Origin of the sequence: Klebsiella africana (genome assembly GCF_020526085.1) — a bacterium.
Lineage (GTDB): Bacteria > Pseudomonadota > Gammaproteobacteria > Enterobacterales > Enterobacteriaceae > Klebsiella > Klebsiella africana.
The window spans coordinates 3,857,299-3,871,182 of sequence record NZ_CP084874.1 but is presented as its reverse complement, the minus strand read 5'-3'; the positions used below and the strand labels follow the sequence as shown (position 1 = coordinate 3,871,182).

The following is a 13,884-nucleotide window of genomic DNA, read 5'->3' as shown; positions in this document are numbered from 1 at the left end:
TACTCGGCATGATGACACGTCCTTTGGGCAAAACCGGATTTTCCATCGCCCCATTAGTCTTTGGCGGTAACGTCTTTGGCTGGACCATCGATGAAAAAACCAGTTTTGCTCTTCTTGATGCTTTTGTTGACCACGGTTTTGACGCTATCGATACGGCGGATGTTTATTCCCGCTGGGCGGAGGGCAACCAGGGCGGCGAATCCGAAACCATAATTGGCCGCTGGCTGCAGGCGCGCCCGGGCATGCGCGATAAGGTGAAAATCTTCACCAAAGTCGGCTCCGATTTAGGCCTCCCCGGCCATAAAGGGCTCAGCAAAGCCTGGATCCAACAGGCGGTGGACGACTCTCTGCGTCGCCTGAATACCGACTATATCGACCTCTACTTCTCCCACTGGCCGGATCCGCAAACCCCGGTGGCGGAAACGCTGGAGGCTTTCCATAGCCTGCAGCAGGCCGGAAAAATCCGCGCGATGGGGGCCTCTAACCTCGATGCGATGCAGCTGGCAGGGGCGCTGGAGGTAGCGCGTAAAGGCGGCTTACCTGCCTGGCAGGTGCTGCAGCCGGAATATAACCTCTACCACCGCTCCGCGTTTGAAGGCGCGCTGTGCGATCTCTGCGTCAGCCGCGACATCGGGGTGGTGACCTACTACAGCCTGGCCTCCGGGTTCTTAACCGGTAAGTACCGCCAGCCGTCGGATCTGGCGCAGAGCCAGCGCGGAAGCGGGATTGGTAAGTACCTGAATCCGCGCGGGATGCGGATTATCGATACCCTGGTGGCGGTCGCGGACGAGCAGGGCGCGAAGCCGGCTGAGGTGGCCCTGGCGTGGCTGATCGGCCGCGAAGGGGTGACCGCGCCGATCGCCAGCGCCACCAGCGTGGCTCAGGTGGAGAGTTTTGCCCGCGCGGCAGCGCTGAGCCTGAGCGCGGAGCAAGTGGCGCGGCTGGACAGCGCCAGCGCCTGAGTCACTCCCTCTCCCCGGAGGGGAGAGGGCGATAAATGGCGCTTACCGGGCCTACGGGGTGTGAGCCTGTGAGAGGCCCTGGTAGGCCGGGTAAGGCGCCAGCCGCCACCCGACAATAAAGCGGCTCCGTATCCGTTGTCTTCACCCGGTGGCGCTGCGCTTACCGGGCCTGGGAGGTGTGAGCCTGTGAGAGGCCCTGGTAGGCCGGGTAAGGCGCAGCCGCCACCCGGCAATAAAGCGGCTCCGTGCCTGATGGCATCGCCCGGTGGCGCTGCGCTTACCGGGCCTGGGAGGTGTGATCCTGTGAGAGGCTGCCGTAGGCCGGGTAAGGCGCCAGCCGCCACCCGGCAACATGACGGGCAGGGCGCCTGAAAGCGTGCCCGGCGGCGCCCCTTTATTCCTGATGGCGGGTGACATTGAGGATCTTCGCGCTGGCGCCGACCGGGAAATTACTCATGGCACCGAAATCGCTGCCCTGATAGCCCATGATCTTGCCGTCGGTGCGCATCTGCTGCAGATCGATGAGGATCACGCCCAGCGTCGGAATGATTTTCTCCCGCCAGACAAACAGATAGAGATCTTCCGCCACCTGCACGTAGTGGCAGCGATCGACATCCGCCAGCCCCTTTTCCACGCCGTCCAGACACTGCCAGGCGTAAAAATTGTCGTTGAGATAGATGTGCTCATAGCGCTCGGTCGGGCTGTAGGTGTACTGATTGCGCATGCCGACCAGCGCAGTGGTAAAGTCCGGCAGCGGCCCCGGCTGCGCATCCAGGCGGGTGAAGACAAAGCGCGCTTCTACTGCGGTCAGCGGTAGGCCTCGCTCCACCCGGCTGAAGGCGTCCAGACGCGCGGCGGCTTCGTCCGGCAACTGGCCGTATACCAGGGTGGCGTTGCGCTGCGTCAGGTTGCATACCGCGCTAATGCTGGCGTTATCCCGCTCCGGGTCAAGGAAGTCGATAAACAGAATGTCCGGGCGCAGGGCGGTCGCCCGCCAGGGGGCGCGCTTGCCGTTCCAGCTTAGCGTCTGCTCATCTTCGATAACCAGCTGCTGCGGTTCGCTCCCGGCGACATAAAAGGTAAAGTTTTCGCCGGTGGGCAGGTTGGTGGTGGCGAGTAAATTACCGTGCGGGGCAAAACCATCGGCCAGCGCGCCGACCTGGATAAATACGGCTTCTGAAGTCATAGGGGCTCCTGAACAGAGTAGGGCGTTAGGCAAACGCCAGAGTGGGTACATCGACGATACTGGCGCCGCCGTCGGCGACCAGCGTAGCGCCGCTGATGATGGCGGCCTGTGGCGAACAGAGAAAATGGCAGGCCTCGGCTATCTCCTCGGGGCTGGCGGGGCGGCGCAGCGGAACGTCGCGACAGACCCGCTGATAAGCCTCAGTCAGCGATAGCCCTTCCGCCTGCATCAGCGGGATCATCTCTTCATCCGCCATCGGCGTCGTGACCCAGCCGGGGCAGACGGCGTTAGCGCGTACCCCCTGTGGGCCATAATCGCGGGCGATGGAGCGCATCAGGCCGATCAAGGCGTGTTTGGCGGTGACGTAGCCGCAGGCCTGCGGCCCGGCGGCCAGAGAAGCGATGGAGGCGACAAACAGCACATTGCCGCGGCGGGCAATCAGCGAAGGCAGGCAGGCGCGAACGCTGGCGAACGCGCTGGTGAGATTGCCGTCCAGCGCCTCGCGCCATTGGCTGTCGCTGGTCTCGGCGGCGGGGCTGTTGCCCATCCCGCCGGCGCTGCAGATGAGGGCATCAATCCCGCCGGTCTGGGCGAGAATGATCGGTAGCAGCCGCTGGCGCCACACCTCGCCGTCGGCGGCATTGCCCACCAGCGCCGTGGCGCCGGTCTCAGCGGCGACAGCCTGCAACGGCGCCTCGCGCCGTCCGGTAATAAACACCCGATCGCCCGCGGCGCGCATCAGCCGCGCGCAGGCGGCGCCAATTCCGGTTCCGCCACCGGTGATCACCACGACTCTCGCCATCCGCACTCTCCTGTAATGGGGTTTCCAATTACCTTAAAAAGCGCGTCAGGTCCCGGCTATCGCCCGGAAGAACGATAGCCGTGCCAGTTAGTGGAGTTCGCTCACAGGGATCGCCTGCGGCGCCGGAACCGGCTTCATGGTGGCGGGGTCGACTGCCAGATAGCGCCCGGTTTTGCTGTCGATGCCGACGTAGTCGATCATCTTGCCCTCTGCCCGGGTGACCATGGTGCGTTTAGCGAACGCCTCGTAGGCCTCGCTCATGGCTTTGACCCGATCGGGGTGTTCGGCCGCGACATCATGCGTCTCCAGCGGGTCGTCGTGCAGATTAAACAACTGCCACGGCGCGTCGCCGGCGGTGAGGCCGCGCGGCACCAGCCGCCGCAGCTTCCATTCGCCATCCACCCACGCCGCCTGATGGTGCAGCTCGGCGCCGTAGTTGCCGCGCGGCGGCTGCTGGACTTCACCGGTGAGATAGCGCTTAAAGCTGACGCCGATCATCGGCAACACCGGCTTCTTCGCCAGCGACTTGTTCGGGTCGATACCGGCGAATTCATACAGGGTCGGCGCCACGTCATACACCGCCATCGTCGAGGCGTCGATGTGACCGTGGCGGGTGATCCCGGGGCCGGAGATCATAAAGTCGGTGTTAATGCCGCCCTGAGCGCTGGTGGTCTTATGGTAGTTGGCGTAGGGGGCGTTGCTGACGTTGGCCCAGTGCGGGCCGTAGGAGACAAATGAGCCTTTGCGGCCGACGTTTTCATAGCGGTTATCGAACTGCTTCCAGAATTCCGGGGTGGATTCGTAATAAAAACCCTGCGCCGGGTTGGCGCCGTTATCGGTTAAAAAGACCAGCAGGGTGTTTTTATCGCGTCCGGTCTGCTTCAGCGTCTCCATCAGGGTGCCGATCTGCGCGTCCATATTGGCGATCATCGCCGCGTAGACCTGCATCACTTTCGCCGTATATTTCTGCTGCTCTGGCGTTAGCGCCTCCCACTCTTTATCCAGCTCCAGATGCGGCAGCGGGGTGTCGTCATGAATAATCCCCAGCGCTTTCAGGCGGGCGATGCGCTGGCGATAGACCTCGGCGTAACCCTGCTCATACTGGCCTTTAAAACGTTTGATCCACTCATCCGGCGCCTGCAGGGGGTCATGAGGGGCGGTGAAGGCCAGCCAGGCGAAGACCGGCTGCTCCTTCGGCGTCGCTTTAATCCAGCCGTTCATCTGGCGGGCGTAGGCTTCGCTGGAGTAAAAATCATCCGGCAGGGAGACGCGCTCGCCGTCGCGGGTGTAGTAGGTGTGGAACGCCTCGACGGTTCCGAGCGGAATCGCGTCGTTAAAGTGGCTGGTGCCGCCGCCCATAAAGGCGAAGGCGTGGTTAAAGCCGCGGTCCTTCGGCGTGGCGCCGGGAACAAAACCGAGATGCCATTTGCCGGCCATCAGCGTGTTATAGCCGGCATCTTTAAAGCGCTCGGCCATGGTGGTGACGCGGTCGGTCAGCCGCAGCTCGTAACCCTCCTTGCCAATGGTGCTGTCGTACCACCACATGCCGCCCATCCCGGCCTGCTGGTTGCTGTTGCCGGTGAGCAGCATTGAGCGCGCCGGGGCCGACATCGGCGAGGTGTAATACTGGCTCATGCGCATTCCCTGCTCGGCCATCGCCTGCAGGTTAGGGGTGGGGATCTCGCCGCCAAAGGGGCTGATGTCCGAGTAGCCCATATCATCGGCGATAATCACGATGACGTTCGGACGCTCCTGCTGCGCGGCGTGCGCGCCACCGGCGAGGATCATACTGACCGCCGCGGCCATGGCTTTTTTGTTCACGACTGACTCTCCTGTTCAGAGGGGGATATCATCAGGGTAAGGTGCTACGCAGTATGCGCAGTCCCAACAAACGCGGCCCGCCAGGCTTGCAGCCCCTGCAGGTCGCGGGAAAAGGGGCGCACGGGCGCCAGAATTTCGCTAAAGAAGCGGTAGTAGCCGCCGCAGAGGCGGTTGTTGCCCGCGGCGTTGAGATGCGCCGGGCAGCCGCCCTGGCAGACCATTTTTACCGCGCAAGTCTGGCATTCGCGGCGCAGGCTTTTCTGCTGACCGAAAGGCAGTTGAACCGAGGCGTCGACCGCGGCGGCGAGCGTCTGCTCATCGAGGCGGCCGAGCCGATGTTCGGCGTTGATAAGGTGGTCGCAGGCGTAGAGCTGTCCGTCGGGCTCCATCACCAGGTTGCTGCCGCAGCGGGCGCTGTGCACGCAACTGCCGCTGGTATGAGTGAAATACTGCGCCCACGCCTGTTCGATATTGATAACGAACACCCGCCCCCTATCGCAGCGCTTCCGCCACTGTCGCCAGATGCCGACCATAAAACGTCCCCAGTTATCGGCGCTGAGCTGGTATCCTTCGCGCAGGGCCGCGCCTTCGCTCATCAGCGGCTGAAACTGCAGATAGCGCGCGCCGAGGCTGACCAGCCGGTCATAAATCGCCGCCGCGTGCGCCGCCATCTCGTTATGCACCACCACCAGCAGATTAAAGTCCACCTGATGCTGATGGAGCAGGTCAATGCCGCGCAGCGCCGCCGACCAGGTCGACCGGCCGCGTTTATCCGGACGATGGTAGTCCTGCAGCGCTTCGTTGCCCTCGAGGCTTAACCCGATAATAAAACCATGTTCGCGAAACAGCCGGCACCAGGCGTCGTTGATCAGCGTTCCGTTGGTCTGCAGACTATTGCTGATAGTCACGCCGTCGGGGGCATAGTGCGCCTGCAGGGCGAGCGCTTTTTTGTAGAAGCTCAGGCCGGCCAGCAGCGGCTCGCCCCCCTGCCAGACAAAGTTGATTTCCCGCGCGCCGGCCGGCTGGGCGGCAATATAGCGGCGGATAAACTGCTCCAGCCGCGCGTCATCCATCTTGTTGACCGGCGTTTCGTCCTGCGGGTAATAGCAATAGCGGCAGGCGAGATTGCAGGCGGGGCCAATTGGCTTCATCAGAATATGAAACGGCACCGGCGAGCGCGGCTCAGCGGCCAGCGGAATTTGCTGCTGGCGCAGGGCGGCGATATTCAGCATCGGCTTATCCTCGGTAAATGACCGGTGCTGTTGATATTATTTTGGCAACAGCGGGTCAGGCGTAATCACATGATTAAGCCGCGGCGAAAATTAATTGCATCCTGTTAAGGGTATAAGTGAAAAAAAACAAAAATCCATCGTTCTTTAGGATGAGAATAACGCGTCGGGGATAGGGTTTTTTTATCACCAGAGGCAGGTACGCCGGGGGTTAATCTTTTTTGTTTATGTTTTAACGCCACTATCGTAAAGCATGGTTAGGGTGTTTTTTAAATGCTTTATATAACAATGCATTGCTGAAAATTTTGTAACGGCTATCACATTGTTAATATGTTAATGATTGTGTTACTTAAATGTGAAATGTATGCTTCAATTATCGGTAGTCATCCATGTGTCATGTTCCATCATCTCGACGGGGAGGCCCTATCATGTCTGCTTTGTTAAAAGCCAGCCGTAATGATGCGATAATAGCCCGTTGTTTACAGACTATTTCCCAGTTAATTCCACTGACTTCAGCGGTGTTTTATCGAGTAAATAACCGGTTAAAACCCGAAAACTATATATTGCATAATATTTCCGATAATACGCACCAACAATATCTGGAAAACTTCCAGCCGCTGGATCCGCATTTACCGGCGCACTTTAGCCACCAGAACACCACCGTGGCGGCGATGACGCCGCGGCTCTGCGATCGCAACCGGCATTATTATCATGAATTTATGTTGCCGAATAACGTGCGCGACATGACCGAGATCTTTATTCGCCGCGAGCGTCGGATCATCGCCGGTATCTCGCTGATGCGTGACGTGCCTTTCTCCTGCGAAGAGCGTCACCGGGCGCAGGCGGTGCTGCCGCTGGTGGAGCTGGCCATTCGCGACTGTCTGCAGGAAGAAGATGACCTGCCCGCCATCCTGACGGCCAAAGAGCGGGAAATCGTCGGCATGGTGCGCGAAGGCGCCAGCAATAAGCTGATTGCCCGCCAGCTGGATATCTCGCTCTCGACGGTAAAAACGCACCTGCGCAATATTTTCGCCAAGACCGAAGTGGTCAATCGTACCGAACTGGTTTCCCGAACCTGGATGCCGGCCGCTCAGCGTACGCTGCATCTGTAATCTGACTTTCGCATCCCGCGCGCGCCGTGGCAGCACGGCGTTTTCCTGATGCCTGTGGGTATCACTCCCTGGAGATCCTCCGGGGGGAGGCTTTTTTGACCGGAGCACGCCCTACGATGTCGAGTACACCTCTCACTGATAATGCGCTTTCCCGGCCCGCCGGGCTGGTGGTGTCCCCGCGGTTGCTGGCGGCGATCGTGATTTTTGCCGCCATTGCGCCGGGGATTTTAATGACCGCGCCGGCGGTGGCGGCGCAGCTGTCCAGCGAATGGCAGCTAAAACCTGGGCAGATCGGCTGGCTGTTCTCAGCGGAGCTGGGGGCGATGAGTCTGGCGACGCTTCCGGCGTGGTGGTGGATGAGCCGTCTGGACTGGCGGCAGGTCGCTCTAACGGCCGGAGTAGTGTTTCTGACCGCCAACCTCGCCTCGGCGGTGGTCACCCAGTATGAGGCGCTGCTGGCGGCGCGCTTTATCGCCTCGCTGGCGGGCGGCACGCTGATGATTCTGTGCATCAGCTGCGCGGCGGGAACGCCGAACCCGTCGCGGGTCTACGCCTTTTGGGTGCTAGGGCAACTGCTGTTAGGGATGCTTGGCCTGCTGGCGCTGCCCGGCCTGTTCGCGACCTTTGGCCTGAAGGTGGTGTATCTGATCCTCGCCGCCATCATGCTCTGCTGTTTGCCGCTGGTATCCGCTTTCCCTCCGCGCTTTCAACCGCTCTCAGCCTCCCGCCAGCAGCCGTTGACGGCGCTGTGGCGTCAGGCGCTGGCGGTGCTGGCGGTGCTCACTTTCTATATCAGCCTCAGCGCCGTGTGGACCTTTATCGGCACCATCGGCAGTGCGGCGGGACTGAGCCCGACGCAGGTCGGTCTGGTGCTGGCGGCGGCGACGGTTTGCGGCATTATCGGCGCCGGCGGCGCGGCCCTGCGCGGCACCCGGCGGGCCGATCGTTTACCGGTGTGGCTGGGCTACGGGCTGTTGATCGTCAGCGTTGGGCTGCTGATCGGCCAGCCGTTGCTGGTGCGCTACGCCATTGCGGCGCTGCTGTTTAAGTTCACCTGGACCTTCGTGCTGCCCTTTATTCTCGCCCGCGTGGCCGGGCTTGATAACAGCGGTCGGTTGATGAACAGCATCAATCTGGTGATCGGCGGCGGCATGGCGGCTGGCCCGGCGCTTGCGGGGGCCTTACTGCAACACTTCGCCAGCGCCGACCCGCTGCTGGCGGCGGCAGGCGTCTGCGCGCTGCTGTCACTGATTTTAATTGTGGCGGCGTCCGCCGCCGGGAAGGCTTAGCCCACGGGAGGATTGAGTGAAAAGAAAAACCGGTTTCTTCTTTGATGAACGTTGTTTCTGGCACAGTACCGGCCTGCACGCGGTGACGCTGCCGGTGGGTGGCTGGGTGCAGCCGCCCGCCGGCGGCGGCCATGCCGAATCGCCGGAGACCAAGCGGCGGATGAAAAACCTGATGGATGTCTCCGGGCTGACGCCGCAGCTGGCGCTGCGCAGCGCGGCGCCGGCGAGCCTTGAGGACCTGCGGCGGATCCACCCCGACAGCTATCTGGAGCGCTTTAAGGCGATAAGCGATAACGGCGGCGGCATGCTTGGCAAAGAGGCGCCGCTGGGGCCGGGCAGTTATGAAATCGCCTGTCTTTCCGCCGGACTGGCCTGTGCGGCGGTGGAAGCGGTGCTGAAGGGGGAGCTGGATAACGCCTATTCGCTGTCGCGCCCGCCCGGACACCACTGTCTGCCGGATCAGTCGATGGGATTTTGTTTCCTCGCCAATATTCCCATTGCCGTCGAGCGGGCGAAAGCGCGGCTGGGGCTGGGCAAGGTGGCGATCATTGACTGGGATGTTCACCACGGCAACGGCACCCAGCATATCTACCTGCAGCGCGACGACGTACTGACTATCTCCTTGCATCAGGATGGTTGCTTCCCGCCGGGCTACGCCGGCGAAGACGATCGCGGCGTGGGCGCGGGCGAAGGTTACAACATTAATATTCCGCTGCTGGCCGGGGCGGGCGACGACAGCTGGCGCTATGCGCTGGAAACTATCGTTCTTCCGGCGCTGGTGCGCTTTGAGCCGGAGCTGATTATTATCGCCTGCGGCTATGACGCCAACGCCATGGATCCATTAGCGCGGATGCAGCTGCACAGCGATAGCTTCCGGGCGATGACTGAACAGGTCCAGCAGGCGGCGGATCGCCTGTGCGGCGGGAAACTGGTGATGGTGCACGAGGGCGGCTACGCCGAATCCTACGTGCCGTTCTGCGGCCTGGCGGTGATGGAAGCCCTGAGCGGCATCCGCACCGAGGTCCAGGATCCGCTGCTGGAATTTATTCAACAGCAGCAGCCGCGGACGGAGTTTGCGCAGTTCCAGAGGCAGGCTCTCGATCGGCTGGCGCAACAGTTTGGTCTGCTATAAACCACCTCAGCTTCCCCGCGGTGATGGCGGGGAAGTCAATGCTTTCTCTTCTGCGATTTCACCGCGCATCCACTGACTTATCGCCTGATTAATCATCGCCAGTACGCTGAGCAGCAGCATCCGCTGCTGCGCTTCGAGCTTCAGATAACGGCGCAGCGGCGGCATTTTACAGACCACTTCGCTGGCGGCCCAGGGTTCAATGCAGCAGCGCCAGCCGCTATCGTCAAAGGTCAACGAAAAGCGGCGGTAGTCCAGCTCGCTTAAGGTCTGCTGGAGATTAGGAAAACCGTTGAGATAGCCGGCGAGTTCCGCGCTCTCTTTACTGCCGATAAAGCGGATCGGCTGGCGTTTCCACCAGCCGGATTGATGGCCGCGAATGTTACCGCGCACGGGCCGGGTCACCCGCCCCTCGACGACAAACTCGCAGCTGTGAATGCTGGCCATAAATAGCCGCTTCTGACGCACGCTGAAGGTGACGGCGGTGGCGTCGTTCAAGCGCAGCAGCGCGCTGCGTTCGCTGAGCTTTTCGCAGGGCCATCCCGCCAGATCGCGCTGCACCGCGTTCATTAACGGCGTTTCAAACCAGGGGACGGAGGACATCTGGCGTCATCTCCCCGCGGGTCTGCTTTTCATAATTGCTGATGGCGCGCTCAACCACCTCTTCCACTACCAGCGGCTTGAACGGATTGACGCGCTGCACACACACCGTCCAGAACAGGGCGTAGGCGGCGGTCAGGCCGAGCATAATGCCGAACGGCACCAGTACCTGGCGGCTGTCCATCCCCGGCGGCGTGATATTGACGATAGCGATGATGATCCCGACGCTGGAGATAATCTGCGGCAGCGGGAACCATGGCGAGCGGTAGGCACGAGGCAGGTCCGGGCGGCGGATACGCAGCATCACCACCGACAGCGTGACCAGCAGATAGGCGACGCCCCAGGCGCAGACCGCGGCGAGGATCAGCGGCACGATGCGGTCCAGATCGCCGTTCAGATACCAGGCATGCAGGCAGGGGATCGCCACCCCGATGGCAATGGCGATCACCGGCGTCTTAAAGCGCGGATGCAGCCAGGTCAGGAAGCGGGGCAGCGCGCCGTCCAGCGCCATGCCGTAGATAATACGCGGCACGGCGGCCATCAGCGTATTGATGGTGGCGCAGCCGGCCAGCAGCAGGCCGACCCCGAGCCAGTACTGGCCGGCGTGGCCCATCACTCGCTCGGCGAAGGCCGGGATCGCCATCGGCGTATCCAGCAGATGGACGTTGTTGGCCGCGTCGAGCACGGTGTTCTCCACCTGGCGGTTAATCGCCGCGCCGTAGATAAACATGCAGCTGGCAACCCCCAGCAGGCCCAGCGCCATCGCCCGCGGTATGGTGCGGTGGGCCTGTTTGATCTCCGGCGCCATCGGCGTCACCAGTTCGCAACCGACGAACATAAACATCGCCATGCCGATATAGCCGAACAGGCCGTTGATATCGCTAACGTTCAGCGGCGTGCCGAACCAGCCGGAAAGATGGGTGACCGGCGCCATAAAAATGCCGCACAGGCCGAAAATGGTCAGCGTGGTCCACATGCCGAAGGTCAGCACCACTTCGACCTTGCCGAAGATTTCCACGCCGATGGCGTTGAGCAGGCCGAAAATCACCACCATGCCGACGCCGACCATCCAGGTGTTCTGGCGAGCGGCCATCTGGGCGTTGATCGACTCGAAGTTCACCAGCGCCATAATGCCCGCCAGGATCGTCTCCGCCGTCCCGGCGAAAATATGCACGATCAGATAGGCGCACAGCGCGCCGGTAATGGCGAAGAAGCGGCCCATGCCGCAGGAGATATAGTCGTACACCGAACCGGTGGTGGGGATCAGCGTCGCTGCCTCGGCGAAGGTGGTGACCTGCGCCTGCATCATAATAAAGGCCAGCAGTACCGCCAGCGCGAAGGTATCGCCGCCCATGCCGAAGCCGCTGGTCACCGTCAGGATCACCGGGCTGGCCATGATCAGCCCGACGGAGCTGGCGAGGGTGGTCGGGAAGCCGACGACGCCGCGCTCAAGATGGCTGGCGAGTCTGTTACTAAACATAGTCAACCTCTGCACAATAATGGGGTAGGGCAGGGAATAGCCAGCGCCACTCCCGGATAGTCATAATTTAGGCGGGCATCCTGCTCAACGAATATCGTCCGGAAGGTGGAGGGCGGCGCATGATTCTGTGACGGCGTCGATGAATGTGGCGGCTGATAAACAACATGACCCCGAAAACCGGGGCCATTCGTCCTGTCACATTGCGCCTGTTTCTGCCGGGTGGCGGCTGCGCCTTATCCGGCCGACGGTCCGTGCGGCCTGCCTTTAATTTATTCACCATGCTGACTGAAACTGCCGGTGTTGGCGGCCTCAAAACCCCCGGTGGCGCTGCCGCTTACCGGGGCTACAGCGCTGCGCGATTTGGTAGCCCGGAAAAGGCGTAATGCGCCGCCTCCGGGGCCTCCCCTGTGCGCTCCCTACGCCAAGAGAGTCTCCCAGGCCCGTGCAAGCGCAGCGCCGCCGGGCATTATCAGTTTGTTAGCGGGTCTCGACGTTCGCCAGGTAGTGCTTCACAAAGCGCGGCGTCAGAATTTTCCACTCCACTTCGGTGCCCTGTTTGACAAACCAGCTGTCGCCCGGCGCAAAGCGCTGCGGCTCGCCGCCGGCGACGGTCAGCTCCACTTCGCCCTCCAGGACGGTGGCGTGTTCGGTAAACGGATAGGTCATGGTAAAGCTCCCCTCTGTGGACGAAAACAGTCCGCAGGTAAAGGCGTCCTGCGGCTCGCCGTAGATCATCGCGCCCGCTACCTGCGGGTCACCTGCGGTCGGCGTCGCGCCGAGCAGGCTGACGCTGCCGATCGGCTGCAGATCAGGTACCGGGTGTTTAAGTTTAAAAGCGTGCATAGCGTTCTCCTGGTTAACTCCGGCCTTTCCAGAAACCGGCGGTTTGATGCATCAGTTTTCCGGCGGTGACTAATAGCAAGCGCAGACTGTCACGGCCGTGGATGGTCGCGTGGGGGATGCTGCTCAGCAGACGATAGCGGTCGGAACCGCCGTTGATCCCTTCGGCGAGGATTTTGCATACGATGTGCGACGGGGTGACGCCGAAGCCGGAGTACCCCTGGACGTAAAAGACGTTGTTGTGATCGCGTAAGGTGCCGATCTGCGGGAACAGGTTGGCGCTACAGGCCATCGGCCCGCCCCAGGCGAAATCAATCTTCACATCCTTGAGATAGGGGAAGACCTCTGCCAGCAGGGTGCGATTCCAGGCGGCGAAATCGTTCGGTGTATACTCCACAAAGCGGGTGGCGCTGCCGAACAGCAGGCGGTTTTCACGAGTGACGCGATAGTAGTTAATCACCGGACGAATATCGCTGAAGGCGCCGCGCAGCGGGCTGATGCGCTCGATCAGTTCATCGGAGAGCGGCTCGGTCGACACCTGGTAGGAGTAAGTGACCAGCGTCTTGTTGTAGATCTCCGGCTCCATATTGTTGAGGAAGCTGTCGCAGGCCCACAGTAGTTTGGCGGCTTTGACGCTGCCCATCGCGGTGCGCACCCGCACCTGTTTGCCATAAGTCACCTCCACCACCGGCGAGGATTCGAAAATCTTCACCCCCAGCGAGTGGGCGGCCTGCGCCGAACCGAGCAGCATATTCAGGGAGTGGATCTGCCCGCCGCCCATATGTTTCAGCGCGCCGCAGTAGACCTCGGAGCCGACCACCTGCTGCACCTCTTTCCCGGTATACAGTTCGATTTCTTCATCGGGGGTGGCGGCTTTAAACTCCTTTTCCCACTGGCGCAGCGTTTTGAGCTGTCGCTGGTTATAGGCGAGATAGCCGTAGCCGGGGACGAAATCGGCGTCGATGTTGTATTTGCGGATGCGTTCGCGAATGATGCCCGCGCCGAGGTTGGCGATTTTAAACAGCGTCTCCAGCCCCTCTTTGCCGACGTGTTTTTTCACCGCTTCGATATCGTGACCGATCCCGGCCATCACCTGGCCGCCATTGCGCCCGGTGCCGCCGTAGCCGAGATGGCGCGCTTCCAGCACCACCACGTTGGTGATCCCCTGTTCCGCCAGCTCAAGGGCGGTGTTAATGCCAGAGAAGCCGCCGCCGATAATCACCACATCGGCTTCAATATCTTCCCGCAGCGCCGGAAAATGGAGCTGGTATTTCTTCGTCGCGCCGTAGTAGTTCAGCGCATCGATTTTAATATTCATCGCGTTACCCTGTGGTCTTGCCTGGCTCAAGGTCCTCATCACAGCACGCCGCGCGGGCGTTGAATATCGTCCGGAAGAATGACGTTCTTTAGAACGATGGGCGGCGGCGATAAGCC

The 13,884-nt window shown here is 61.5% G+C and carries 12 protein-coding genes; 4 read left to right on the top strand and 8 right to left on the bottom strand.

The window, feature by feature from the left end; translation table 11 throughout:
- The first annotated feature begins 8 nt into the window (after positions 1-8).
- The gene (locus tag LGL98_RS18685; RefSeq protein WP_136033317.1) at positions 9-962 is read left to right on the top strand and encodes an aldo/keto reductase; all 954 of its coding nucleotides are present in this window, start codon (positions 9-11) and stop codon (positions 960-962) included.
- A 394-nt stretch (positions 963-1,356) separates the two neighbouring features.
- Here LGL98_RS18685 and LGL98_RS18680 read toward each other — a convergent pair whose 3' ends face one another.
- From LGL98_RS18680 to LGL98_RS18665, 4 genes are all read right to left on the bottom strand, one after another.
- A complete protein-coding gene (locus tag LGL98_RS18680) occupies positions 1,357-2,148 on the bottom strand; it encodes a MoaF C-terminal domain-containing protein (RefSeq protein WP_136033315.1) in 792 nt (263 codons plus the stop codon).
- 25 nt (positions 2,149-2,173) lie between these two features.
- Positions 2,174-2,950 carry an SDR family NAD(P)-dependent oxidoreductase gene (locus LGL98_RS18675; protein WP_136033313.1) on the bottom strand — a complete coding sequence of 259 codons (777 nt, stop codon included), beginning with the start codon at positions 2,948-2,950 and terminating at the stop codon, positions 2,174-2,176.
- An 87-nt stretch (positions 2,951-3,037) separates the two neighbouring features.
- Positions 3,038-4,771 (bottom strand): arylsulfatase, encoded by a 1,734-nt coding sequence (locus LGL98_RS18670; RefSeq protein ID WP_136033311.1) that lies wholly within the window; start codon positions 4,769-4,771, stop codon positions 3,038-3,040.
- A gap of 44 nt (positions 4,772-4,815) precedes the next feature.
- On the bottom strand, positions 4,816-6,003 hold the full coding sequence (locus LGL98_RS18665) for an anaerobic sulfatase maturase (protein ID WP_136033309.1): 1,188 nt from the start codon (positions 6,001-6,003) through the stop codon (positions 4,816-4,818).
- A gap of 425 nt (positions 6,004-6,428) precedes the next feature.
- Between LGL98_RS18665 and LGL98_RS18660 the strand changes: the two genes are divergently transcribed.
- The 3 genes from LGL98_RS18660 (at position 6,429) to LGL98_RS18650 (ending at position 9,533) form a co-directional block, all read left to right on the top strand.
- A complete protein-coding gene (locus LGL98_RS18660) occupies positions 6,429-7,112 on the top strand; it encodes a response regulator transcription factor (RefSeq protein ID WP_136033307.1) in 684 nt (227 codons plus the stop codon).
- 116 nt (positions 7,113-7,228) lie between these two features.
- Positions 7,229-8,401 carry an MFS transporter gene (locus LGL98_RS18655; protein ID WP_136033306.1) on the top strand — a complete coding sequence of 391 codons (1,173 nt, stop codon included), beginning with the start codon at positions 7,229-7,231 and terminating at the stop codon, positions 8,399-8,401.
- 16 nt (positions 8,402-8,417) lie between these two features.
- Positions 8,418-9,533 carry a class II histone deacetylase gene (locus LGL98_RS18650; protein WP_136033304.1) on the top strand — a complete coding sequence of 372 codons (1,116 nt, stop codon included), beginning with the start codon at positions 8,418-8,420 and terminating at the stop codon, positions 9,531-9,533.
- A gap of 6 nt (positions 9,534-9,539) precedes the next feature.
- On the opposite strand, the gene LGL98_RS18645 is transcribed toward LGL98_RS18650, so the two are convergent.
- The 4 genes from LGL98_RS18645 to LGL98_RS18630 form a co-directional block, all read right to left on the bottom strand.
- Positions 9,540-10,133 (bottom strand): DUF3156 family protein, encoded by a 594-nt coding sequence (locus tag LGL98_RS18645; protein ID WP_136033301.1) that lies wholly within the window; start codon positions 10,131-10,133, stop codon positions 9,540-9,542.
- A complete protein-coding gene (locus LGL98_RS18640) occupies positions 10,111-11,610 on the bottom strand; it encodes an APC family permease (protein ID WP_136033299.1) in 1,500 nt (499 codons plus the stop codon). Before LGL98_RS18640 ends, LGL98_RS18645 begins: the two co-directional genes overlap by 23 nt.
- 477 nt (positions 11,611-12,087) lie before the next feature.
- Entirely contained in the window at positions 12,088-12,453 is a 366-nt protein-coding gene (locus LGL98_RS18635; protein WP_002892824.1) for a cupin domain-containing protein, read from the bottom strand.
- 13 nt (positions 12,454-12,466) lie between these two features.
- Positions 12,467-13,768 (bottom strand): NAD(P)/FAD-dependent oxidoreductase, encoded by a 1,302-nt coding sequence (locus LGL98_RS18630; protein ID WP_136033295.1) that lies wholly within the window; start codon positions 13,766-13,768, stop codon positions 12,467-12,469.
- Positions 13,769-13,884: the final 116 nt, after the last annotated feature.